Origin of the sequence: Streptomyces sp. NPDC091282 (genome assembly GCF_044757385.1) — a bacterium.
Classification (GTDB): domain Bacteria; phylum Actinomycetota; class Actinomycetes; order Streptomycetales; family Streptomycetaceae; genus Streptomyces; species Streptomyces gramineus.
In genome coordinates, this window is the sequence record NZ_JBIVUX010000010.1 from 207,223 (window position 1) to 229,405 (window position 22,183).

The 22,183-nt window shown below is 73.1% G+C and carries 21 protein-coding genes; 8 read left to right on the forward strand and 13 right to left on the reverse strand.

The genetic code is table 11. The features are described from left to right. Positions 1-146 precede the first annotated feature (146 nt). Positions 147-1,097 carry a LysR family transcriptional regulator gene (locus ACIQOE_RS36270; protein ID WP_401416162.1) on the forward strand — a complete coding sequence of 317 codons (951 nt, stop codon included), beginning with the start codon at positions 147-149 and terminating at the stop codon, positions 1,095-1,097. Positions 1,098-1,112: 15 nt separating this feature from the next. On the opposite strand, the gene ACIQOE_RS36275 is transcribed toward ACIQOE_RS36270, so the two are convergent. The 3 genes from ACIQOE_RS36275 to ACIQOE_RS36285 are packed head-to-tail and all read right to left on the reverse strand — an operon-like array spanning position 1,113 to position 2,652. After that, positions 1,113-1,520, reverse strand: a complete 408-nt coding sequence (locus ACIQOE_RS36275; RefSeq protein ID WP_365556184.1) for an arsenate reductase ArsC — start codon at positions 1,518-1,520, stop codon at positions 1,113-1,115. Positions 1,521-1,543: 23 nt separating this feature from the next. Continuing rightward, positions 1,544-2,281, reverse strand: a complete 738-nt coding sequence (locus ACIQOE_RS36280; RefSeq protein ID WP_365556186.1) for an MIP/aquaporin family protein — start codon at positions 2,279-2,281, stop codon at positions 1,544-1,546. Then, complete coding sequence (locus ACIQOE_RS36285) at positions 2,278-2,652, reverse strand: metalloregulator ArsR/SmtB family transcription factor (RefSeq protein ID WP_365556187.1); 375 nt, start codon at positions 2,650-2,652, stop codon at positions 2,278-2,280. The genes ACIQOE_RS36280 and ACIQOE_RS36285 overlap by 4 nt, the downstream gene beginning before the upstream one ends. A 104-nt stretch (positions 2,653-2,756) precedes the next feature. On the opposite strand from ACIQOE_RS36285, the gene arsM reads away from it, so the two are divergent. Further along, the gene (gene arsM / locus ACIQOE_RS36290; protein ID WP_401416166.1) at positions 2,757-3,554 is read left to right on the forward strand and encodes an arsenite methyltransferase; all 798 of its coding nucleotides are present in this window, start codon (positions 2,757-2,759) and stop codon (positions 3,552-3,554) included. A 50-nt stretch (positions 3,555-3,604) separates the two neighbouring features. Here arsM and ACIQOE_RS36295 read toward each other — a convergent pair whose 3' ends face one another. Then, positions 3,605-6,271, reverse strand: a complete 2,667-nt coding sequence (locus tag ACIQOE_RS36295) for an ABC transporter substrate-binding protein (RefSeq protein ID WP_401416168.1) — start codon at positions 6,269-6,271, stop codon at positions 3,605-3,607. A gap of 208 nt (positions 6,272-6,479) precedes the next feature. After that, a complete protein-coding gene (locus tag ACIQOE_RS36300; RefSeq protein WP_401416171.1) occupies positions 6,480-6,965 on the reverse strand; it encodes an HIT family protein in 486 nt (161 codons plus the stop codon). 127 nt (positions 6,966-7,092) lie between these two features. Between ACIQOE_RS36300 and ACIQOE_RS36305 the strand changes: the two genes are divergently transcribed. Both ACIQOE_RS36305 and ACIQOE_RS36310 read left to right on the forward strand, forming a co-directional pair. Continuing rightward, positions 7,093-7,863 (forward strand): maleylpyruvate isomerase N-terminal domain-containing protein, encoded by a 771-nt coding sequence (locus tag ACIQOE_RS36305; RefSeq protein ID WP_365556194.1) that lies wholly within the window; start codon positions 7,093-7,095, stop codon positions 7,861-7,863. A gap of 149 nt (positions 7,864-8,012) precedes the next feature. Continuing rightward, positions 8,013-8,876 carry an LLM class flavin-dependent oxidoreductase gene (locus ACIQOE_RS36310; protein WP_399009049.1) on the forward strand — a complete coding sequence of 288 codons (864 nt, stop codon included), beginning with the start codon at positions 8,013-8,015 and terminating at the stop codon, positions 8,874-8,876. A gap of 35 nt (positions 8,877-8,911) precedes the next feature. Here the strand turns inward: ACIQOE_RS36310 and ACIQOE_RS36315 are convergent, their stop codons facing one another. The 3 genes from ACIQOE_RS36315 to ACIQOE_RS36325 all read right to left on the reverse strand — a co-directional run bounded on the left by ACIQOE_RS36315 (position 8,912) and on the right by ACIQOE_RS36325 (position 10,973). Next, positions 8,912-9,256: an ANTAR domain-containing protein gene (locus ACIQOE_RS36315; RefSeq protein ID WP_351324552.1), complete on the reverse strand. Its 345-nt coding sequence runs from the start codon at positions 9,254-9,256 to the stop codon at positions 8,912-8,914. 209 nt (positions 9,257-9,465) lie between these two features. Further along, complete coding sequence (locus ACIQOE_RS36320) at positions 9,466-10,083, reverse strand: NAD(P)H-binding protein (protein WP_365556198.1); 618 nt, start codon at positions 10,081-10,083, stop codon at positions 9,466-9,468. A gap of 53 nt (positions 10,084-10,136) precedes the next feature. After that, positions 10,137-10,973: an inositol monophosphatase family protein gene (locus ACIQOE_RS36325; protein WP_401416176.1), complete on the reverse strand. Its 837-nt coding sequence runs from the start codon at positions 10,971-10,973 to the stop codon at positions 10,137-10,139. 127 nt (positions 10,974-11,100) lie between these two features. Here ACIQOE_RS36325 and ACIQOE_RS36330 point away from each other — a divergent pair, with 127 nt between their 5' ends. Next, positions 11,101-12,021, forward strand: coding sequence for a LysR family transcriptional regulator (locus ACIQOE_RS36330; RefSeq protein ID WP_401416179.1), 921 nt, complete (start codon positions 11,101-11,103; stop codon positions 12,019-12,021). A gap of 71 nt (positions 12,022-12,092) precedes the next feature. After that, entirely contained in the window at positions 12,093-12,248 is a 156-nt protein-coding gene (locus tag ACIQOE_RS36335; protein ID WP_351324556.1) for a DUF6131 family protein, read from the forward strand. 205 nt (positions 12,249-12,453) lie between these two features. Here ACIQOE_RS36335 and ACIQOE_RS36340 read toward each other — a convergent pair whose 3' ends face one another. Together ACIQOE_RS36340 and ACIQOE_RS36345 are read right to left on the reverse strand one after the other, a co-directional pair. Further along, positions 12,454-13,476, reverse strand: a complete 1,023-nt coding sequence (locus ACIQOE_RS36340) for an NAD-dependent epimerase/dehydratase family protein (protein ID WP_401416182.1) — start codon at positions 13,474-13,476, stop codon at positions 12,454-12,456. Positions 13,477-13,553: 77 nt separating this feature from the next. After that, positions 13,554-14,603, reverse strand: a complete 1,050-nt coding sequence (locus ACIQOE_RS36345; RefSeq protein WP_351324560.1) for an aldo/keto reductase — start codon at positions 14,601-14,603, stop codon at positions 13,554-13,556. Between the two features lie 74 nt (positions 14,604-14,677). Between ACIQOE_RS36345 and ACIQOE_RS36350 the strand changes: the two genes are divergently transcribed. Next, entirely contained in the window at positions 14,678-15,214 is a 537-nt protein-coding gene (locus ACIQOE_RS36350) for a TetR/AcrR family transcriptional regulator (RefSeq protein ID WP_401416186.1), read from the forward strand. Between the two features lie 120 nt (positions 15,215-15,334). Here ACIQOE_RS36350 and ACIQOE_RS36355 read toward each other — a convergent pair whose 3' ends face one another. Together ACIQOE_RS36355 and ACIQOE_RS36360 are read right to left on the reverse strand one after the other, a co-directional pair. Continuing rightward, positions 15,335-17,479 (reverse strand): MMPL family transporter, encoded by a 2,145-nt coding sequence (locus ACIQOE_RS36355; protein ID WP_401416189.1) that lies wholly within the window; start codon positions 17,477-17,479, stop codon positions 15,335-15,337. Between the two features lie 220 nt (positions 17,480-17,699). Next, positions 17,700-18,206, reverse strand: coding sequence for a helix-turn-helix domain-containing protein (locus ACIQOE_RS36360; RefSeq protein ID WP_351324565.1), 507 nt, complete (start codon positions 18,204-18,206; stop codon positions 17,700-17,702). Between the two features lie 180 nt (positions 18,207-18,386). On the opposite strand from ACIQOE_RS36360, the gene ACIQOE_RS36365 reads away from it, so the two are divergent. Further along, positions 18,387-20,336, forward strand: a complete 1,950-nt coding sequence (locus tag ACIQOE_RS36365) for a hypothetical protein (protein WP_401416191.1) — start codon at positions 18,387-18,389, stop codon at positions 20,334-20,336. Between the two features lie 184 nt (positions 20,337-20,520). Here ACIQOE_RS36365 and ACIQOE_RS36370 read toward each other — a convergent pair whose 3' ends face one another. After that, on the reverse strand, positions 20,521-22,107 hold the full coding sequence (locus tag ACIQOE_RS36370; protein ID WP_401416193.1) for an MFS transporter: 1,587 nt from the start codon (positions 22,105-22,107) through the stop codon (positions 20,521-20,523). Positions 22,108-22,183 lie beyond the last annotated feature (76 nt).

Here is a 22,183-nt window from a genome sequence, read left to right on the forward strand (position 1 = left end):
GCGCAAGAAACTTCCCCCTGGAATTCCGCGGCGGGTCAGACCGCGAATCAGCGCTCGTGTCGCTCCCCCATGCTCACCCGCACCAGGACGGCCGCGCCAGACGGACGCCGGCGAGGAGAAGTCGATGGTTCGATAACGTCGTCTCTATGGTTCCCGGGGACGGTCGGCGCCGAAGACGACGTGAGCCGAGCATTCACCAACTGCGCCTGCTGCTCGCCGTGGCGGAGGAACTGCACTTCGGGCGGGCGGCCGCACGCCACTTCATCTCGCAGCCCGCGCTCAGCCAGCAGATCCGCGCCCTGGAGGAACGCCTGGGCGTCCCCCTGATCGAACGCCTGGGCGGCGGCGTACGGCTGACGTCCGCGGGCAGTGCGGTCGCCGAGCAGTCCCGGGCGGTCGTCGACGGGCTGGAGCGGCTGCTGCAGGTGGCCGACGCGCACGCCGGGGCGATCACCGGAAGGCTGCGGGTCGGGTCGCTGGGCGCCGAGGCCGCCATGCCGCACGCCGGTGCCGTGCTCGCCCTGCTGCGTGACCAGCACCCGCATCTGGAGGTGGAGGTGCGCAACGTCGGCTTCATCCAGCAGTTCGACTCGCTGTCCAACGGCGAGGTCGACGCGGCCTTCCTGCGCGGCCCCCTGCCCTCGGGATTCCAGAGCCTCCAACTGGCGACGGAATCGAGGGTGGTGTGCCTGGCGGCGGACGATCCGCTGGCGAGCGAGGAGACCCTGACGCTGGCTCAGCTCGCGGACCGCCTGGTCGTCGACATGCCGCGGGAGGTGCCCCGCATGTGGTGGGACCACCTCACCGTCAATCCTCGTCCCGACGGAACTCCGGTGCGCTTCGGGCCCGTTGTGCGGGACACCGAGGCCATGGTCCTGGCGGTCCTGCAGAAGCGGGCGATCACCTTCCTGCCGGCCTCGGCCCGTCGCCTCTACCCGCGGCCGGGGCTCGTCTACGTGGACGTCCCCGAGCTGGGCGACTCGGTCTCCTACCTCGCCTGGCTCCCGGCCAACCGGGACCTGCCCGCCGTACGCGCCCTGCGGACGGCGGCCCGCGCGGCGCGGCAGCAGGGCGAGCAGCCCGCCACCGGGGACTGAGCGCCGGGCCGCTGGTCAGTCCCGGGTGACGTCCGCGATCAGGTCGCGGACGCGCTTCTCGATCGCGTCGCGGATCGGGCGGACGGCGTCGACACCCCGGCCCGCCGGGTCGTCGAGCTGCCAGTCGAGGTACCGCTTGCCGGGGAAGACGGGGCAGGTGTCGCCGCATCCCATGGTGATCACGACGTCGGACGCCCGCACGGCCTCCACGGTGAGCGTCTTCGGAGTCTCGGCCGAGATGTCGATGCCGACCTCGCGCATCGCCTCGGCCACCGCCGGGTTGACGGTGTCGGCAGGTGCGGAGCCCGCGGAACGGACCTCGATGCGGTCGCCCGCGAGGTGCGTGAGGAAGGCGGCGGCCATCTGGGAGCGGCCGGCGTTGTGGACACAGACGAACAGCACCGAAGGGCGCGCGGAGTTCATGACGGAGGCTTTCTCGGGCGTGATCAGGAGGAGACGGGATCGGGTTCGCCGACGGGGGCGTCGGCCCGGCTGCCGGCGGGGGAGGTTCGCGGGCCGTTCACGACGGCCACGGCGCCGAGTCCGAGCACGGCACCGAGCAACTGGGCGGCGATGAAAGGGAGTACGGAGGCCGGGGCGATCCCGGCGAACGTGTCGGTGAAGGCACGGCCGACGGTCACCGCCGGGTTCGCGAACGACGTCGAGGAGGTGAACCAGTAGGCGGCCCCGATGTAGGCGGCCACGGCGACGGGGGCGAACCCGGCCCGGCCGACCCTGCCCAGACCGAGGACCAGGAGGATCAGACCGGCCGTGGCGACGAGTTCGCCCAGCCACAGGTGTCCGGCGGACCGGTCGTGCGTGGAGAACCGCACCAGCGGCTCGCCGAACATCGCGTCGGCGAGGACCGCGCCGCCGATCGCGCCCGCGATCTGGGCGGGCACGTACGCGACGACGTCCTTGAGCGTGAGTCCGTCCGGTGCGTCGCGTTCGGTGAACCAGGCGGCGAGCGTGACGGCCGGGTTGAAGTGGGCGCCGCAGACCGGACCGAACAGGGCGATCAGGACTCCCAGGCCGAAGACCGTGGCGAGGGAGTTGGCGAGCAGTTGCACTCCCACGTCATGGGACAACCGGGTGGCCTGGACACCGGAGCCGACCACCACCGCCACGAGCAGCCCGGTCCCGATCGTCTCCGCCGCGACGCGGCGGCCGAGCGGAGCGTTCACGTGCCGGCTCCGGCGCCCCGCGGGACGGCCAGGAACGCGGCGAGCCGGTCCAGCACGCCGGGCAGGACCCGGTAGTACACCCAGGTGCCGCGCCGCTCGCAGTCGATCAGTCCGGCCTGCCGCAGCAGTTTGAGGTGGTGGGAGATCGTCGGCTGGGACAGGTCGAAGGCCGGGGTCAGCTCGCACACGCAGACCTCGCCGCCCTCGCCGCTCGACGCGATCATCGACATCAGGCGCAGCCGGACCGGGTCGCCCAGGGCCTTGAAGAGCTTCGCCAGATCGGCCGCCTGGTCCTCGTCCAGCGGCGCGGCGGACAGGCCCGGGCAGCAGGCGGCGCCCTGGCCGATCACCGCAAGCTGTTGATTCGACATTCCTCTATGTTGACGTTTTTCGATGCAGGACGCAAGGTTGCATCAATGGACATCGATACAGCCTGTTCCACGGTGTGCTGTGTCCCGCGACCTGGGAGTGACGCATGAGCGAGCAGTTGAGCGAGGAGTTCACCGATCTGCGGGAGACCGTCCGCAGGCGCTACGCGGCCACGGCCGTGCGGGTCACCGAGGGCGGTGCCGGCTGCTGCGGACCCGAGCCGGTCGAGGTCGACGAGAACTTCGGGTCGGCCCTGTACGGCGCGGACGAGCGCGAGGCGCTGCCGGCGCAGGCCGTCGCCGCCTCGCTCGGCTGCGGCAACCCGACCGCCGTCGCCGAACTCCGCGCGGGCGAACGCGTCCTCGACCTCGGTTCCGGCGGCGGCATCGACGTCCTGCTCTCGGCCCGCCGCGTCGGGCCGACCGGCAAGGCGTACGGACTGGACATGACCGAGGAGATGCTCGCGCTGGCCCTGGCCAACGCGGCGCGGGCCGGTGCGACGAACGTCGAGTTCCTCAAGGGCACCATCGAGGCGATCCCGCTGCCCGCGCGGACGGTCGACGTCGTCATCTCGAACTGCGTCATCAACCTGTCCGTCGACAAGGCCGCTGTCTTCGCCGAGGCCTTTCGCGTGCTCCGGCCCGGCGGCCGGCTCGGTGTCTCCGACGTCGTCGCCGACGACACCCTCTCCCCCGGCCAGCGGGCCGAGCGCGGTGACCACGTCGACTGCATCGCCGGCGCCCTGTCCTTCGCCGAATACCGCGCCGGTCTGGATGCGGCGGGCTTCACGGACGTCGAGATAACGCCGACCCACGCGGTCGCCGACGGCCTCTTCTCCGCCGTGGTCCGCGCCGCCAGGCCCGCGACGACCGGTCCCTCACGCCCTGACAGCCACGACGGTTGAGGGCACGGCCGTAGGCCGAGCGGCAGCGCGCCCGGTCGCCGGTGACGGGGTCAGGCGGGCGGTGATCCGGTGCCTCCTCGGGGACAGGGGAAGGTGTCCGGCGCGGTGCCCCACGTCAGGCGGTTCTGCCGGTCGGGCAGGATCCCGCAGCTGAGCAGCGTGGTCGTGGTACCGCCCGGTTGCGTGATCTCGCGGATGTAGACGGCCTTGTCGGGCGGGTACTTGTTCTTGCCGTCCAGTTGCAGCACGCCCGAGGCGCCCGGGTAATCGGACACGCCGTGGGCGGTGAGCCACAGGTAGATGTCGTTGGGCTGGACGTCCCGCGAGGCAGGCAGCAGGTTCTCGATGACCTTGGAGACGATGCCGACGGTGTCGAACCCGCCCGCCGCGTCGGCGTCGGCGCTCAGCTGCCCGAAGACGTCCGCGAAGTCCTGCGTGAACTGGGCGTACGGGTCACGCGGGTCCGACGTGGGGGCGTTGGACGTCTCGTAGAAGAGCGTCATGTACGGGTAGGCCTGTGCCGTGCGCGCGGGGCGGAGCTGGAAGTCGATGGGGGCGCTCTCGGCGATCAGGGGAATGGTGGTGCCCTCGGGTGGCTGGCAGTGGCCGCCGGCGCTCTGCATGGCGTTGAGGAGGCTGGGCAGCACGCCCGACCGTGCCAGGTAGACGACGATGCCGTGGGTGGCGGAGACCTTGTTGCACACGTCGGTGGCGATGCTGTCCGGTGTGGTGGCTCCGGGTTTCTCGCTGTAGGTGACCTCGTCGATGCCGCCGTATCCGCGGTAGGCGCGCAGGAAGACGTTCCTGAGGTCCGTGCTGAAGGAGGTGTCGGTCGGGTCGTAGACGACGACGGCGTGCGGGGTGCCGCTGGTGAGGCGGTGGATCCGCGGGGAGTGCCGGATGAAGTCGGCGAACACGGGTCCCAGGCGCGTGTTGGGGGCCGAGATCTGGAAGTAGCGCTGCGGGGAGCCGGGTCCGACCATGGTGCTGCCGGACACGCCGTTGGCGATGACGGGAATCCCGGCCCGGTCGAGTTCCTGGACCGCCTTGAGCGACTCGGGACGGCTCTGGGTGATGCCGATGACCGCGGCGATGTGGTCCGTCCGCTGCCTGCTGATGATCATCTGTGCGATGTCCGGGTCCTTCGGCGCCGCACGGTTGCGCGCGCCGTACTGGAAGTACTGACCGGTGTTGGCGATGAGCAGGCGGACGGGCATCTTGTTCTGGCGGACCCCGGCGTTCAGTCTGTGCTGCTGGGCGATCGCACCGCGCAGGATCTGCAGGCCGAGCGGCGGATCGTCGTAGACGCCCTTCTGCAGGCTCAGGGGTGCGAGGAAGACCAGGGTGCGGTAACGCCCGTCGGGAATACGGGCGTTCTCCTGCGCGACCTGGCGCTCCAGGTCGCGCAGTTCCCTGCCGGGGTCTCCGGGGACCGCCAGGTCGCACTGCTCGCCGTCGGTGACACCCACGCGCTCACCGGTGCGGACCGTGAGGCACGAAGGAGGCGCGGGGTGCGCGGTGCCCGGCCAGAGCGAGGAGGGCGCCAGGAGGAAGGCGGCGGTCGCGAGCGCCAGGACCGGCACGACCGAGGGCCGCACCCAGTCGAAGGGACGGTCCTCCCGGGCCGTGACCCGCGCACCGGTCTCGATCTTGTTCTTGGCCGTGCCCTCGGTGTCGTTGTCGGCCGGCAGCAGGACGAGCCGTACGGGCTCGCGGCTGTCCTCGCGGAGCACGGCGAACACCTTGTCGGCGATGCCGTTCGGCCGGTCGAGGTCCGCGTCGAGCGGTACGGCGTAGTCCGGTGCGGGACCCGCGCAGCCGGCCAGGACGAGCAGCGGCCGGGTCGGATGGTCACCGGCCAGTTCCGCGAACGTGCCCAGGAGCGCCCGGCCGGGTCCGTCCGCGCCGTCGATCTGCGGGATCAGGAGGACGAACGACCAGGGCCGCCGCGACCGCAGGTGGCTCAGCCGGGACCTGCGCCGGGTCGCCGTGCGCAGGTCGGTGAGGAGGGCGCGCAGCAGGATGCGCCGCACGCGCGGGTCCTCGCGCTCCAGCTCGCCGTCGCGGCAGAAGGAGAGCGCGGCGTCCAGGAAGTTGGCGGTACGGAATTCGCCCGCCACCCACTTGAGGCCCCGGTGCCGCAGGTACCAGCGGTAGAACAGCTTGGGAACCCCGACGGCCAGGCCGGCGACGAACCACTGCAGCCAGCCGGTCAGCACGTGCCCGCCCAGGAAGTCCGCCGCGTGCGCGCCGGCGCGCAACGTCCGTCGCCGCTTCAGGAGTTCCGCGTACAGGCTGTCGACGACGGGCTGCTGCTGGGACCGCAGGTCTCCGGTGCCGCGCTCCGACTCCAGCACGGCCCGGCAGGTGTGGAAGGCCGGGAGCCGCAGGTGCCCGGACGGCATGGTGAGCTGGAAGCGCAGGGCCACCCGGTCGATCGCCGGGAGGAAGCCGCCGCGCAGTTCCGCGTCGTCGACCACCGCGTGCGGGACCTGGCCGCGTGTGTTGCCGTGCCCTCGGGCCAGCCGGTGTTCGTACTCGCGGATGACGTAGGCGGGCCATCGGGGGTCGCCGCCGTCCTGCCTGCCGAGCACGAGCGCGGGGACCCGCTCCGCGCCGGATCTTCTGGCCGCGAAGGTGTCGAGCTGACGTATGAGACGGTCCGACCACCTGGGGTAGGCCGGTGTGGAGCCCCTGGGGGCGGGAGAGTTGGTCAAGCGGACCTCCCCGGGTGAGAGCAGGGACGTCAACATGCCATGAGCACATGGCTCACCAGCACGTTCTCTCCGCCAGTGGCCCTTACTGCCCGCTTCGGACCGTTTCGGCGTCGACGGCTGGCGGCATCATGCCGGTGGGCGTCCGCGGCTTGACGGGGGTTCGTCAGGGGTCCCGCGCGGGAGCGGAGGCGGTCGTAAGGCGCGCCTCTTACGGTCGCTCCCCCGAACCAAGCCGGTCCAGTTCTTCGCCGACGGCAGCGCGCAGCGTGTCATGCTCGGGGCCGAAGCCGTACCGCTCGTCGCTCCAGCGGTCGGGGGGATACAGCCATACGGGCTTGCTCACCAGGTCGGCCGGTTCCCACTCGTACCTCGGCCAGACGTGGGCGTGCAGGAACGGGTCCGAGTTTCCGAGGATCTCCAGGTTGACCCGCCGGAAGCCGGTGTCGAACCGGCCGCACGCCCGCTCGACCGCCTCTCCCAGCAGGTCCATGCCGGAGAGGAACGACAGGCGCGCGGCCCTCGGCAGGTCGGACAGGCGCCGGACGCCCGGTTCGTCCGTGAGGAGGACCGAATAGCCGGGCAGGAACTGCACGTCGCCGATCACCGCGAAGCCGGACGGGAGCCGCCGCATCACGGTCGGGTTCTCCCCTCGGAGCGCGGCGCCGATCCGGTCCGTCCGCCAGTCCTCGCTCATGAACCGAGCCTACCGATAACGCCCGACGTACCTGACGGCCCCTGCGCACTGGCCGACGGGGCATCGGTCCGGGTCCCGGCACGGGCCGTGCGGTTTGGCGTGGGCCGGGCGAGGCTACCTATGGCGCATGATTCCCTCCCGCGTCGACGCCGTGCTTCCGGAGCTGGCCCCCTTCGTCCACGCCGTGCAGGCCAGGCGTCCCGACGACGGCACCTGGTGCGAGGCGTGGTCGGTCCGGGACGTCCTGGTCCATCAGGCGGGCAACGCCGAGGAACTGGCGCGTGTGCTCCAGGCGTTCCTGGCGGGGGCGCCGGTCAGGACACGCGGCTTCGACCGTGAGGAGCCGTACCGGCGGCTGTCGGACACCGAACTCTGGGCGGCCTTCCTGAGCCGTTGCGAGAAACTGACGGAGGTCGCGGCGGCCGCGGCCCAGGACCTGTCTCCGGAGACGGAGGTGGAGTGGACCGGCCGCACGGTCAGGGTCCCGTTCTTCGCGGAGCACATGCGCGAGGAACTGATCCTGCACCGCTGGGACCTGACCGGCGACGACAGTACGGCGGTACGGGCACTGACCGAGCCCTGGATGACCGAGCACAGCGTGGTGTCGGTCGGCCGGCCCCTGCTGGAACGCGGCCGCGCGGGCCTGGACCTCGGCGCCGAGGGACGGGTGGAGGGGCGGCTGCGCACGCCGGGCCTGGACGACGTGGTGGTGAGCGCCGACGCCGACGGCGGCACGATCCGGCTCGCGGCTCCCGAGGGCCCGGCGACGATCGAGAGCGACGCCGCCGTCCGCGTTCTGCTGCTGTGGGGCCGCCGTCCCGCCGACCCCTCACGCTGGCACAGCTCCGCGGGCCCGGAAAAGCTGCGCCGCGTACGGGCCCTGCTGGGCGGCTACTGACCGGCGGCCCGTCGGACCGCGATGGCGTGACCTGACCGATCGCTCGGGAGGTCCGACCGTCCGGCCGAAGCCGACGTGCCCGGCTCCGCGCACACGGCGGCGCGCTGCACCCTGTTGCCGCGGCCTGGCCGGCTGCGCATCCTGCTGGGATGCGCTTCTCCGTCAACATCCCGAACTTCGGCGACTTCGCCGATCCCCGTACGGTCGCGAACCTTGCGGCCACCGCCGAACAGGCCGGCTGGGACGGGCTCTTCGTCTGGGACCACGTACTGCACCGACAGCACCAGGGGCGTCCGTTCGCGGACCCCTGGATGCTGCTCACCGCGGCCGCGCTGGCCACCTCCCGGATCCGGCTGGGCACGCTGCTGACCCCGGTCCCCCGCTACCGACCGCAGCAACTGGCCCGCCAGGTGGCCACCTTGGACCGGCTGAGCGGCGGCCGGGTGATCTTCGGCGCCGGCCTGGGCGGTCCCGTCGAGGACGAGTACCGCAGCTTCGGCGACACCGCCGAACCGCGCGTCCTGGCCGAACGGCTCGACGAGGGACTGGACCTGCTGGTCCGCTTCTGGTCCGGCGAACCGGTGGACCACCGCGGCCGGCACTACGAGGCCCGCGATGTCACGCTGCTGCCCGCCACCGCGCAGCGGCCCGCCCCGCCGGTGTGGATCGGCGGTTTCTGGCCTCGTCGCGCGCCCATGCGCAGGGCAGCGCGGTGGGACGGAGCGGTGCCGCTCTTCGAGACGGCCCGGCACGGCCACGCGCCGGACCCGGCCGAGGTGCGCGAGCTGGTCGGCTACGTGCGCGGGCACCGTACGGCCGGAGCCGACCGGCCCTTCGAGTTCGTGGTCGGCGGTGTCACACCCGCGGACGCGGCGGGGGCCAAGGACGTGATCGGGCCGCTGCGCGACGCGGGTGCCACCTGGTGGGACGAGCGGCAGGTCCAGGGCGGCCCCGACCTGCACCGCCTGCCTCCGGTGCTGCGGCGCGTCCAGGCGGGACCTCCGGTGATCTGATCCCGGGGCCCGGCGGGGTGCGGGCCGCGCGCCCGTCAGGAGGAGCCCACCTCCGTCAGGGCCTGCTCCAGGGCCTGGTGGACGGCATCGGGCAACGGGCCGCCACCCGGCCAGTTCACGATCAGCGCGGCCACCTTACGCAGCTTGGTGTTGGTGTGCTGGGAGACCGTCCGCAGGACCTCGAACCCCTGCTCGGGGGAGAGTTTGCCCAGGGAGATGACCACGCCGATGGCCTGGTCGATGACGGCGTGCGAGGCGATCGCTTCCTGCAGCTGGTCGATCTCCTCCTTCAGCTGGGCGATCTGCCTGGCGACTTCCGCCTGCCGGACCAGGCCCGGCATGTCCCTGGGCACGGGACGCCCGTTTCCCGAGTACTCCATCGTGATCACAACTCCGCGGTTCTCCCCTGCCCGGACGGCCGTCACCGCCGGGCAAATGCTTGCAGGACGACAAGCATTTACCCGCCGACGCGAAGGTCATCAAGGCAGACCCGGAAGCATTTAGTGACCCTCGCCACTTCGTCTGCCCGCTGCGGCGGACGTTCCCGCCCCGCCGACCCCCTGGAGTGGGGGCCGGCGCCGCCGTCGTGTCAGCGTTCCAGCGGTACGGCGATCCGGCCGGTGAAGAGCGGGGTCCCGGCCTCGTCGAGCATGGCGGCGGCGACCGTCTCCCGGCTGACGCGCGCGGGGAAGAACCGCTTGGGTGCCTCGTCCAGTCCGACCGTGCGACGCTCCGCGCTCGCCGGGCCGCTCATGAAGGGACCTGAGTGGAAGACGGTGCCACCGGCCTCCAGCACGGCCGCGTCGGCGGTGACCTTGTCGGTCAGTTCCGCGCCCATCGCCTTCAGCAGGGTGCGGGTGGCGAGGCCCGCGGCCTGCGCGGACGGGCCCGTGCCGTAGGCGCCGAGCCAGATGATCCGGCCCGGCCGCGCGTCCAGCGCTGCACGGGAGCCGGCCGTGAGCACGCCGGGCTTGTCCCCCTTGGCCACGCCCAGTCCCGACAGGACGACCTCGCTGCCGTCCAGGGCCCGCGCCATCCCGGCGGGATCGCGGACGTCCGCGGCCACGCGGATCAGCCGCGGCGAGTCCGGCACGGTGATGCGCGCCGGATCGCGCGCGATCGCGGTGACGGTGTGTCCGCGCTCGACGGCCTGGCGGGTCAGCGCGAGCCCGACGGCGCCGGAGGCGGCCAGGATGGTGACGTTCATGGCAGGTTCCGCTCTTTCCCGAGTTCGTGGGTGTCCGGTGACCGCGTGTCCGGTCAGGCGATCGTCGTCAGGACCCGGACGGCCGGGTCGTGCAGTGCCGGGGCGGCGGCCAGGACGGTGTCCGCGCCCGGGGTCCACGGCGTGCCGTCGATCCGGGTGACCACGCCGCCGGCCTCGGTGACCATGAGGGCGCCGGCCGCGACGCCGGGCAGGACCGGTTCGTACTGCCAGAACACGTCGTTGTGACCTGCGGCCACCAGGAGCATGGGGAAGGTGGACGGCACGCTGGCGCGGACCAGCAGGGCGCTGCCGAGCATCGCCGTGATCGACTGGCCGATGCGGCGGTAGGTGGCCTCCTGGTCGGCCTCGGCCTGTCCCGTCACCACGATGGCGGCGTCCAGGTCGGTCTTCGCCGAGACCTTCAGCACCTCGCCGTTGAGGCGGGCGCCGCCACCGCGCAGCGCGGTGTAGGTCAGGTCGCCGACGGGCTGGCGTATCACCGCGAGCACCGTCCGCCCGTCGCGGACCAGCGCCACGGTCACCGCCCATTCGGGCAGTCCGTGCACGTGGTTGACGTTCCCCTCGACCTCGTCGACCACCCACCATTCGCCCGGCGGCAGTTCGGCGGTCTCGTACGCCTCGGTCAACCAGCGCGCCTCGGGGCGCAGCGCGGTGAGGGCCGGACGGAGGATGTCGAGCGAGACCTGTCCGTCGGCCGTGCCGGTCCGGAACATGTCGTGGCGGTCGGCCGGGCGGGACGCGGTCGAGTACCTCGCCTCCAGGGCGCGGCCCGCCTCGGCGGCGATCTCGGCCACGGCGGCGAGCAGGGCCCGGTCCTCGGGGGAGGCGGCCGGGAGGGCGGGGGTGGCGGTGGCGGAGGGAGTGGTCATGATGCGGCCCTTTCGAATCCCGAATGAGGTGCCCGGACCCGCTCGGTCCTGGACGCCTCAAACGCTACGAGCGCAGTGACATGATTGCCAGTGCACTCTTGTAAGGCCATCAGTTACCGTGGTGCATGTGGATCTGAACCTGCTGGTGGCCCTGGACGCCCTGCTGGAGGAGAACAGCGTCGCGGCGGCGGCCGAACGCCTGCACCTGTCCCCGCCCGCCATGAGCCGCACCCTCGCCCGCATCCGCAAGGCGACCGGCGACGACATCCTCGTCCGCACCGGGCGCACCATGACCCCGACCCCGCGCGCGCTCGCGCTGCGCGAGGAGACCCGGCTCCTGGTCATGCGCGCCACCGCGGTGCTCACCCCGGTGACCGAGCTCGACCTGGCCACGCTGGAACGGGACTTCACGCTGCGCTGCCACGACGCGCTCGTCTCCGCCCTCGCCCCGCTCCTGACCGCGGCCGTCGCCGGCACCGCGCCGAACGTGTCGATCAGGTTCCTCGCCGAACCCTCCGGCGACGTCGCGGACCTCGCGCGCGGGCAGACCGATCTGGAGGTCGGGGCCGCCGCGCCGGACCGGCCCGAGATCGCCGGCAGCGCCGTCGGCACCGACCGGATGGTGGCCGTGATGCGCGCGGACCACCCGCTGGCCACGGGCCCGCTCACCCCCGAGCGTTTCGCCGAGGCCGAGCACGTCACCGTCTCCCGCCGCGGCCGGCTCACCGGCCCGGTCGACGACGCGCTGGCCGCGCTCGGCCTCCGCCGGCGCGTCCGCGCCGCACTGCCCACCAGCGGCGCGGCCCTCGAACTCGCCGCCCGCAGCACCCTGGTGACCGCGGTCGCCGAACAGGTGTGCAGGCCGGCCTGGAGCAGGCTGGGGCTGCACGCCCGCGCCCTGCCCTTCGACCTGCCTCCCGTCCCGGTGGTCGTCGCCTGGCATCACCGGTACGACACCGACCCGGCCCACACCTGGCTCCGCGCCGAACTGCACACCGCGCTCCGCGCCATCCTCACCGAGCCCGCGACTCCGCCGTACGGCAGCTGAGGAAATCGTCCGCGTAGCCCCCGGGAAGCGGGGTACTCGGAGGTTCCGGAAGATTGCCCGCTGGAGGAATCATGATCGCTCTCGGTGTCATCCTGCTAATCGTCGGATTCCTCACTGGAATCGGAATCCTCTGGACGATCGGCATCATCCTGCTGGTCATAGGCCTGATCCTGTGGGTCCTGGGATCCGTGGGCCACGCGGTGGGTGGTCGCCGCCACTACTGGTGACGCTCGCACTTCCTTCAGCGCCCGCCACGACGGCCCCGCGCCGTACGACCCGCGCTCGCCGGACCCGTCCCCCGGCGCACCGACCTTGACAGAGCCGACGAGGCGGCACAGGGCCGAACCCCCACGGGTTCGGCCCGTCGTCCGTTACGGGGCCGTTTCACCGGAGCGGTGGACGGTTTCACCGGAGCGCTGCACGGCGCACGGGTCATCGCCCGATGCCGAGGGCCAGCAGGCTCTCCGCGGTCTCCGCGATGGTGTCCCCGACGGGTCGCGCCCGCCAGCCGAGAAGCCGTTCGGCCTTGGCGCTCGTGGCGGCGAGGTCCCGGCCGAGCTGGTGTCCGAGCAGACGCATCTCCGGATTCACGACGCCCAGCGCGCGGGCGAGCCACAGGGGCAGTTCGCGGGTGGGGACCTTCGCCGCGCGTTCGCCGAGCCGCTCCCGCAGGACGTGCGCGATCTCGACGACCCGCATGCTCGGAACGGCGGTCGCGAGGAACCGCTCGCCTGCCGCCGCCGGATCCGTCATGGCACGTAGATGCAGGTCCGCGACGTCGCGGACGTCGACGAAGCCCATGCCGAAGGGCGGGCAGGCCGGCACACGTCCTTCGAGCATTCTGCGCACCACGCGCAGGGACGGCGGGTCGTCGGGGCCGAGCAGGGGCCCGAGGACCCCTACGGGCTGGATCGCCGTCAGCTCCGTTCCGGCGCCTTCGCCCGCGGCGAACCGCCAGGCGGCACGCTCGGCGAGCGTCTTGGACCGCTGGTAGGGCGGGACATCGCCGTCCAGGTCGGTCCAGTCCTCCTCGGTGAACTCGGTTGAGCGCGGCGGGTGCCCCATCCCGACGGCGCCGAAGGCACTCGTGAGGACGACCCGGCGCACCCCGGCGGCACGCGCGGCGCGCAGCACCCGCAGGACTCCTTCCCGTGCCGGGACGACCAGTTCGTCGTGGTGCGCCGGCGCGTGGCGCAGGGTCGGCGAGGCGACGTGGAGGACGAAGTCGCATCCGGCGACCGCGTCGTCCCAGCCGTCGGGGTCCGCCAGGTCTGCCCGTACGACCGTGAGGCGGTCGTCGTCGAACGGCGTGGCGGCGTGCAGCCAGGAGCGCAGTGCCGGCTCCCGTCGCGGGTCACGGACGGTGGTGCGGACGGTGTGACCGGCCTCCAGGAGGGTCAGAACGCACCAGCTCCCCAGGAAGCCCGTCCCTCCGGTGATCAGTACTCGTGTCATCTTCTCTCTGTCTCTTCTGCGTCTCTTGGGCTCGCGGGTGGCATGCCGGAGGCCCGTGCGGGTCTCCGGCGGGACGGTCAGGTGAGGGCCATGCCCGGGACGCGTTTGCGGATGGCTTCCATCTCCGCCTCGTCCGAGACGCCCTGCCAGTCGTGGCGCGGGGTGTACGGGGCCTGAAGGGCGCGCACTTCGTCCTCGGTGAGGTCGAGGTCGAGGGAGGCCACGGCCTCGTCGATCTGCCGGACGGAACCGGCGCCGACCAGCGGTGCGGTGACGACCGGCTGGTGGCGCAGCCAGGCCAGCGCGACCTGGGCGCGGCTGGCCCGGTGGGCGTCCGCGACCTGCCCGACGGCGTCGACGATCGCGCGGTTGGACGCCTCCTGCTCGGGTGAGTAGAGGGTGTCCGCGTAGGCTCCGTCGCTCTGGGAGCGTGCCGTCGAGCGGGCGTCGTCCCAGGCGCGGGCGAGGCGGCCGCGGGCCAGCGGCGACCAGACGACCGTGCCGACGCCCTCGTCCAGGCAGAGCGGGATCATCTCCCGTTCCTCCTCGCGGGCGAGCAGGTTGTAGTGGTCCTGCATCGTCACGAACCGCGCCCAGCCGTTCTGCTTCTGCAGGTGCAGCGCCTTCGCGAACTCCCAGGCGTGCATGGACGAGGCCCCGAGGTAGCGGACCTTGCCCGCCTTCACGAGGTCGCTCAGCGCCTCCAGCGTCTCCTCCCACGGGGTGCCGTGGTCGTTGCGGTGGATCTGGTACAGGTCGATGTAGTCGGTGCCGAGGCGGCGCAGGGAGTGGTCGACCTCGGTCATGACCGCCTTGCGCGACAGGCCGCGGCCGTTGGGTCCGACGCGCATCGGGTGGCGCAGCTTCGTGGCGATGACCACGGCGTCGCGGTCGGCGAAGTCCTTGAGCGCGCGGCCCAGGATCTCCTCGCTGGAGCCGTTGGAGTACATGTTCGCGGTGTCGAAGAAGTTGATCCCGGCGTCCAGCGCGTGCTTGACGAGCGGACGCGCGTCGGCCTCGCCCTTCGACCAGACGGGGTGGCCGCGGTCGGGTTCGCCGTAGGTCATGGCGCCGATCGCGATGGGTGAGACGTCCATGCCGGTGGTGCCGAGCTTGATGTACCGCATGATGCCCCTTAAGGTAAGCGGAGAACTCTCCGAATAACTTAGTGGAGAGTTCTCCGTTTAGCAAGTGAGGTCCTGTGGTCCGTTCAGACGCCCGAGAGAACCGGGCACGCATCCTCGCCGCCGCCCGCGAGGCGTTCGCCGAGGACGGCGGTGCCTCGATGAACCAGGTCGCCCAGCGCGCCGGTGTCGGCGCGGGGACGCTGTACCGCAACTTCCCCACCCGCGAGGCGCTGGTGCTGGCCGTCTACCAGGACGAGGTGACGCGCATCGTCGCCACCGTGACCGACCTGCTGGACCGCGTACCGCCGCTGGAGGCGCTCCGCCTGTGGACGACCGACCTCGTCGAGGCCATGCGCAGGAAGCACGGCCTCGGTGACGCCCTCAGCCCGGGCGCGCACCAGGCCGTCACCGAGCAGAGCTACGGCCCGGTCGTCGCCGCGATCACCGAACTCCTCGACGCCGGCAAGAAGGACAAAAGCATCCGCGCGGATGCGGACCCCGGCGACTTCCTCCAGCTCACCGGCGCACTGTGGCGCGCCGCGTCCAGCCCCGTGGACCGGGCGCCCCACATGCTCGCGCTGATCCTCGACGGACTGCGCACGCACCGGTAGGAGGCGGCAGCCGCGGTGCGCCGGTCCTGCGGAGGACCGGCAGCAGAGAACCGGCCCACGGCCGCGGTCGCGACACGGAGGTGTCGGCGTGCGCGGCGGGCGGGCCGGTTCGTGGAGCCGTCAGACGGCCTGCGATCCCTCCGGTTCAGGGGTGCGCGACCGCTGGGCGCGGCCGGTGCCGAGCCGGCCCGGCCACCACGCCGTCTCCCCGAGGTCCCGGACCAGCGCGGGCACCAGCAGGGACCGCACCACCAGGGTGTCGGCCAGGACGCCGAAGGCCACGATGAACGCGATCTGCACCAGGAAGGTCAGCGGGATCACCGCCAGCGCGGCGAAGGTGGCCGCCAGCACCACACCCGCCGACGTGATCACGCCGCCGGTGCCCACCAGCCCGCGCAGCACGCCTTCGCGCGCGCCGTGCCGCAAGGACTCCTCGCGGACCCGCGACATCAGGAAGATGTTGTAGTCGACGCCGAGCGCCACCAGGAACACGAACCCGTACAGCGGAACCGAGGGATCGGTGCCGGTGAACCCGAAGACGTGGCGGAAGACGAGTGACGACACTCCCAGCGTGGCGAGGAAGTTGAGGCCCACGGTGGCGACCAGCAGCGCCGGGGTGAGCAGTGAGCGCAGCAGCAGGGTGAGGATCACGAAGATGATCGCGAGGACGACCGGCACGATCAGGGTGCGGTCGTGCACGGCGGTGCGCTGGGTGTCGTAGCGCTGGGCGGTGTAGCCGCCGACCTTCGCGTCCGCGCCCGGCAGCGCGTGCAGGGCGGTGCGCAGCCGGGCGACGGTCTCCTCGGCGGCGTCGCTGTCGGCGGCGGAGTCGAGCGTGACGTCCACCCGCACGCGCCCGCCGACGACCTGCGGGTCGCCGCCGGGCCGTCCCGACGCGCTGACCGCGGACGCCGAGGCGACGCCGTCGGTGGCACGGGCGGCCGCGAGCACCCCGTCGAGCCGGTCCGCCGCGGCGATGACCACGGCCGGGTTGCCCGAGCCGCCGGGGAAGTGCCGGGCCAGGGTCTGCTGGGCGGCCACCGACGGCGCGTCGTCGACGAAGGTCTCGTCGAGGGCGATGCCCTTGGAGGCGAGGGTCGGGGCGAACGCGGCGCACAGCAGCAGGCCCGCCAGCGACACCGCCCAGACCTTGCGGGGCGCCCGGTCGACGAGCGCGGCGACACGCCGCCACACACCGTGCCCGCCACTCCGCCACGTTCCGCGCGCGTCGGACGCGCCGTCGGCGGGCCGGGGCGCGGCGGGCCAGTAGGCGGCCCGGCCCAGCAGGACGAGCACGGCGGGCAGGAACGTGAGCGAGGACAGGACCGCGCAGACGATGCCGATCGCGCCGACGGGTCCGAGCGCCCGGTTGTTGGTGAGGTCGCTGAGCAGCAGGGCCAGCAGGCCGAGCGCGACGGTCGCGGCGCTGGCGACGACCGCGCCCCAGGACCGGCTCAGCGCGGCCCGTGCGGCGGCGAACCGGTCGGCGTTTCCGGCGAGTTCCTCGCGGAACCGGGCGGTGATCAGCAGGGCGTAGTCGGTGGCGGCGCCGATGACGAGGATCGAGAGGATGCCCTGCACCTGCCCGTCCACCCGGACCAGGTCGTGGTCGGCGAGGACGTACACGATCGCGCAGGCCAGGCCCAGGGCGAACACGGCGCCGAGGATGATGACGAGCGGCAGCAGGACGCTGCGGTAGACGAGCAGCAGGATGACCAGCACGGTCACCAGGGCGACGACGAGCAGCAGTCCGTCGATGCCGGCGAACGCGTCGGACAGGTCGGCCTGGGCGGCGGCCGGTCCGGCCAACTGGACCGTGGCACCGGGGACTCGCTCGGCGGCCGTGCGGACCCGGTCGAGGGTGCCGGGCAGCCGGTCGCCGAGGTCCGGCCGCAGTTGCACCACGCCTTCGAGTGCGGCGCCGTCCTCGGACGGCAGGGCCGGCGACACCCGGCCGACGACGCCGGAGGTGCCGGTGAGGGAGGCGAGCGCGCGGGTGGCGGCGGGCTGCCGGTCCCGCACGGAACCGCCCGTGCCCGCGGTCCAGACGACGATGACGGGCAGCGTCTCGTCCTGTCGCAACTCCTTCTGAGCGGCGACGACTTGGGTTGATTCGGCGCTGCGCGGCAAGAACGCGGCCTGGTCGTTGGTGGCGACCTCGCCGAGCCGGCCCGCGTAGGGGCCGAGGGTTCCGCCGACGCCCAGCCAGACGATCAGCAACAGCAGCGGCACGAGGAATCGGGCTCGGCGCGAGGTGCGGGACATGGCTCTCCTGGCGGCGCGGACGAGAACGAACGGCGGACATCGCAGATATCTCAACGAAAAACAATCTCAATGATCAAGATATATGGATGCCGGTCGATCGTAGGTGACGCCGTCTCTTCTGCCCCCGAGGGGCCGCCGGATGCGGCCGCGGGCAGCCGGACGCGACGAGAACCGGACGGACACGTGCGTCCTGGCGGGCCGGACCGTCGTGGTCCGCCGGTCAGCCGCCGGGGGACCTCAGCGGGAGGAGTTCCTCGTTCATGGCCGCCAGGAACCGCAGTACGACGTCCAGTTCCTCGTCGGTGAAGCGGGCGCGGGCGGCTTCCGCCGCCTGGGCCAGCGGCCGGAAGTAACTGCGCGCCGCGGCCTTGGCGTCGGCCGCGTAGTACAGGTGCACCACCCGGCGGTCGGCGCTCTCGCGGACCCGGCGGATGTGCCCGGCCCGTTCGAGCCGGTCGAGGCAGGCGGTGACCGCGCCCGAGGTCAGTCCCAGGTGCTCGCGCAGCCGCCCGGGAGTCATCGGACCGTCGGAGTCGAGGATCGCGGCGAGCGCCTGGACGTCCGTGGCGTGCAGGCCCTGTTCGCCGGCGAAACCGTGGACCAGACGGTTGATCTCGCCGTTCATCCGGCGCAGCCGGACCGCGAGCGTCTGCAGCTCCGTCCGCGCGGGCCCACCGGAGGGTACCGCCGTGGAAGCGGGCCGCTGCTGGTCGTCTGCTGTGGTCACGCGGCCAGCCTATAGAAGGCACCGGCACCCGCCCGGCTCACGGCACCGCGCGGCCGACACGCCCGGAACGGTCCCGCCCGCCGCAGGTCACGGGCGCGCGGTGACCCGTTCCGGATTCACTCGTTTGACGGAGTGGCATACCACCGCGTCATCTCGTCCCGTCCGAAAGCGTTCAGCCCCATGCACCTTCGCTCGCCCAGACGTCCCGCACGCGGTGCCAGGCCGCCGGTCCTCGAGGTCGAGTCCGTCCTCGTCGAGCAGTACGGGGATCTGGTCCGCCTGGCACACCTCCTGCTGCCCGCCGCCCTCGGCCGCCACCGCCGCGTGGTCCTCGCCCACTCCCTGGTGCAGCGGGCGCTGACCGGAGCGCGGCCGGGCCCCGGGGCGAGAGTCCCGCACCCGCGCACGGAACGGCCGGGGGGCGTGCCCGTCGAACAGGCGCTGCTCGTGGCCGTGGTGCGCGGCGCGCTCCCGTACGACCACGGTCCGCGCCGGCACCTGATACCGCTGCTGCCCAGGCTGCCGCTCGTGGTCGGCCTGAGGCTCTTCCCGCGGTCCGGCGGTGCGGACGAACTCGCCCTCGCCCAGCGGCTGTCCGGGGTGCCCGCGGCCTGCCGTGCCGCGTTCCTGCTGCGCTCGATGCACGGCCTGGACGACAAGGCCGTGCACGAGGTCCTGGCGGGCGCCGGCGTGCCGGACCCGGACGCCGCCCTGCGCGCCGCTGACCCCCTCGGCGAGAGCGCGGGACCGGTCGCCGCCGCGCTGCTGGCGTCTCCGGAGTTCAACGCCTGCGCGCTGCAGGCCAGTCCCACCGATCTGCTGCGCCGCAGACGCCGGGTACGGCTGGGCCTGGCCGCCGCTGCCGTCTGCTCGATCGCGGGAGCGGGACTGGCCGTGACCCTGCCCGGCGGCCCGGCGCCCTCCGACGGCACTCCGGCGTACGCGGTACGGGCCGCCTACGGCCCGGCGGACCTGCCGCGCACCGGTGACACGGTCTGGGACAACACCTCGCGCGTCGACTTCACGGCCTGGCCGGCCCGCGGTTCCCGGCTGCACGACGAGGCGCTGCTCGGCCGCGCCCTGTCCGCGTGGGCCCGCCCGGCCCGCACCGGCACCCGGCTGACCCTCGCCCCCGGCACGCGCCCCGACGCACCGGTGACCGCACCCCGGTTGCTGTACGCGGGCGAGGTCGGCGGCACCGCCGTGGTGCTGCTGTACGACGGCGAACGCCTCGCCCGCTACGGCGAGTCCGGTCCCGGCCGGACCTCGCTGAGCGTGGCCGGGGTCGACGAGGCCGACGTGACGTCCGCGGCGGCGGTGGCCCTGACCGCCTCCCAGGGGTCCGCGCGCTATCTGCTGGCGCCGTGGGTCGCCGAGGCGCAGACCCGCGACCTGCTGCGCCCGGACGTTCTCGCCAGGCCGCTCGCGGTCGCGAAGGACGGGGTCACCGCACCGGTCCCGGAGATTCCGGCCGGCGGCTGCGCGAGCCGTCCGGTGCTCCAGTTGCGGTCCTCGGAGCGCATCGCCGAGCACCACGCCTTCCTGCTCGCCGGAGTCGGCGACCTCTCCCCCGTGCACCTGACCTACACGCCCCTGCCCGGCCACGGGAATCCGCCTCGTCAGCCGCGGGAGGCCACCGGCGGTCCCGCCCTGGTCGCGTGGGCGCACCAGGCCTGCGGGCTGACGTCGCTGCGCGGGGCCGGGGTACGGGCCGTGAACGCCTGGGACTTCGCCGAGCAGGACCTGCCCGACGGCGGCGGACAGGCCGTGTGGACCTGCGCCCGCGCCGACTCCTGGCGCGGACCCGGCGATGTCACGGTGGGCCTGCGCACCAGCCGGGACGCCCCGGCCGAGCAGATGCGGACGGTGGCGCGCGCCCGGTCCACCGCCGCGTGCAGCCGGTTCGGCCAGCATGTCGTGGCCGCCGCGGGCTGGCGGTCGCCGCGCGGGCACTGGTTCGTCCTGGCCGCCGGGAGCAGGGCGGTGACGGCTCTGCGTCTGACCGGTGACGTGACCGCCGCCCGGGACGGCCGCACGCTGGCGCTGCCCGCGCCGGAACGGCCCCACGTCACGGTACGGGCCCGGCTCGCCACCGGACAGGACCTGGACGGCCTGAACCAGCCCGGCTGACCTCCGGCCGGAGCCCGGCGGCACCGCCTGGCCGTGGCCCACCGAGCCACGGCCAGGCGGACCCGGTCGCCCGGACGCTCTCGGCACGAACTCCCCCTCCCCGGCCGGGATCACGGAGCCGGCGACGCCCGTCCTGGTCCTCGCGCCCGCGTCCGTCGCGACGCCGTCGATGTGCGGGCCGGGCTCAGCGGGCGGGCGCCGCGGTCGCCTCCGTCCCCTCGACGGCGGTGGCCGGGTTCCGCGGGCCGCGCAGTGCGACGTACAGGAGGAGGGCGCCCATGACGGCGACGCCCGCCCACATCGCCTGCTGCCAGCCGTCCACGAAGGACTGCTGGGCGGCGCGGAGCAGTTCGGGCCCGTGCGGGCCGGTGCCGTCGGCCGCCTCGACGGCGTTCGCGACGCCTTCGCGGGCGGTGTCCGCGGCGCCCTGCGGGATGCCGTCGAGCCTGCCGTCGATGGCGTGGCGGTAGCCGGTGGACAGGAGAGCGCCGAGCAGGGCGACGCCGAGCGCGGTGCCGAACTCGCGGGTGACGTCGTTCAGCGCGGAGGCGACGCCCTGCTTCCCGGGCGGCAGGGAACCGGTGATGGCCTCGGTGGAGGGAGTCATGGACAGGCCCATGCCGGTCCCCATGGCGAGCATGCCGGGCAGGATGCTCAGGTAGCCGCCGTCGACGGAGACCAGCAGTGCCATGAGGGCCAGACCGAGGCCCGCCAGGGAGATTCCCGCGGCCATGACCGGGCGCGCGCCGACGCGTGCGGCGAGCTTGGGAGCCACGCCCGAGGTGATCATCATCGTGACGGCCATGGGCATCAGGGCCACCGTGGACAGCAGGCCCGACCAGCCGAGGACGGCCTGGAAGAACGGGAAGAGGACCACCGCGATGCCCGCCTGGACGCCGAAGACGACCAGCAGGGTGACCGATCCCGTGGCGAGGGCGCGCTCACGGAACAGCCGTACGTCCAGCAGCGCGGCGTCGCGACGGCGCAACTCCCAGGCCACGAAGCCGATACCGGCGGCCAGACCGGCGGCGAGGGCGGTCAGGGTGGCGGGGGCGGTCCAGCCGCGTTCGGGGCCTTCCTGGAGGACGAAGATGAGGCCGACCACCGCGACGGCGGAGAGCAGGGCCCCGGTGGTGTCGAAGCGGTGGGCCGAGGTCTCGCGCGAGGCCGGAACGGACTTCACCGTCATGACCAGCGCCACCAGGACCAGGACCACCGGCAGGAGGAACAGCCGGCGCCAGTCCGCCACGTCCACGAGGAGCGCGGAGAGGAACATGCCGAGGATGCCGCCGCCTCCGGCGACGCCGGTCCACACCCCGATCGCCTTGCCGCGCTGTTCCTCGGGGAAGGTCGAGGTGATGACGGCGAGCGTGATGGGCATGATCATCGCGGCGCCGACGCCGGCCGCCGCCCTCGCGACGAGCATCACCTCGGCGGACCGGGCCAGGCCCGCCACGACGCTCGCGACGCCGAACACGCCGAGCCCGGCCACGAGCATGCTCTTCCGGCCGAGCCGGTCGCCGACGGCACCGAGCGGCAGCAGCAGCGCGGCCAGCGTCAGGGTGTAGATGTTGATGATCCACAGAACGGTGCGCTGGGAGGCGCCGAACTCGACGGCCATGTGGGTCTGCGCCACGTTCAGCCCGGAGACCGAGGCGATCACGGCCATCAGCGCGACGGAGACCGCGATCAGGATCGCCCGCAGCCGACGCGCGTCGGGAACGCCCCGGCCGCCGGGTTCGGCGACCTCTACGGACTGGTTCGTCATCATGGGTTCCTCTCGGAGGGGCAGCTCCGAATCGGCGCCGGACAGGGGCCGGCCGCCGGACAGGAGCGGGAGTGTGCGA

Excerpts from the sequence above, each read along its gene's own strand:
- ACIQOE_RS36270 (WP_401416162.1), top strand. The coding sequence starts at position 147 with ATGGTTCCCGGGGACGGTCGGCGCCGAAGACGACGTGAGCCGAGCATT.
- ACIQOE_RS36275 (WP_365556184.1), bottom strand. The coding sequence starts at position 1,520 with ATGAACTCCGCGCGCCCTTCGGTGCTGTTCGTCTGTGTCCACAACGCC.
- ACIQOE_RS36285 (WP_365556187.1), bottom strand. The coding sequence starts at position 2,652 with ATGTCGAATCAACAGCTTGCGGTGATCGGCCAGGGCGCCGCCTGCTGC.
- arsM (WP_401416166.1), top strand. The coding sequence starts at position 2,757 with ATGAGCGAGCAGTTGAGCGAGGAGTTCACCGATCTGCGGGAGACCGTC.
- ACIQOE_RS36300 (WP_401416171.1), bottom strand. The coding sequence starts at position 6,965 with ATGAGCGAGGACTGGCGGACGGACCGGATCGGCGCCGCGCTCCGAGGG.
- ACIQOE_RS36305 (WP_365556194.1), top strand. The coding sequence starts at position 7,093 with ATGATTCCCTCCCGCGTCGACGCCGTGCTTCCGGAGCTGGCCCCCTTC.
- ACIQOE_RS36310 (WP_399009049.1), top strand. The coding sequence starts at position 8,013 with ATGCGCTTCTCCGTCAACATCCCGAACTTCGGCGACTTCGCCGATCCC.
- ACIQOE_RS36315 (WP_351324552.1), bottom strand. The coding sequence starts at position 9,256 with ATGGAGTACTCGGGAAACGGGCGTCCCGTGCCCAGGGACATGCCGGGC.
- ACIQOE_RS36320 (WP_365556198.1), bottom strand. The coding sequence starts at position 10,083 with ATGAACGTCACCATCCTGGCCGCCTCCGGCGCCGTCGGGCTCGCGCTG.
- ACIQOE_RS36325 (WP_401416176.1), bottom strand. The coding sequence starts at position 10,973 with ATGACCACTCCCTCCGCCACCGCCACCCCCGCCCTCCCGGCCGCCTCC.
- ACIQOE_RS36335 (WP_351324556.1), top strand. The coding sequence starts at position 12,093 with ATGATCGCTCTCGGTGTCATCCTGCTAATCGTCGGATTCCTCACTGGA.
- ACIQOE_RS36340 (WP_401416182.1), bottom strand. The coding sequence starts at position 13,476 with ATGACACGAGTACTGATCACCGGAGGGACGGGCTTCCTGGGGAGCTGG.
- ACIQOE_RS36345 (WP_351324560.1), bottom strand. The coding sequence starts at position 14,603 with ATGCGGTACATCAAGCTCGGCACCACCGGCATGGACGTCTCACCCATC.
- ACIQOE_RS36355 (WP_401416189.1), bottom strand. The coding sequence starts at position 17,479 with ATGTCCCGCACCTCGCGCCGAGCCCGATTCCTCGTGCCGCTGCTGTTG.
- ACIQOE_RS36365 (WP_401416191.1), top strand. The coding sequence starts at position 18,387 with ATGCACCTTCGCTCGCCCAGACGTCCCGCACGCGGTGCCAGGCCGCCG.
- ACIQOE_RS36370 (WP_401416193.1), bottom strand. The coding sequence starts at position 22,107 with ATGATGACGAACCAGTCCGTAGAGGTCGCCGAACCCGGCGGCCGGGGC.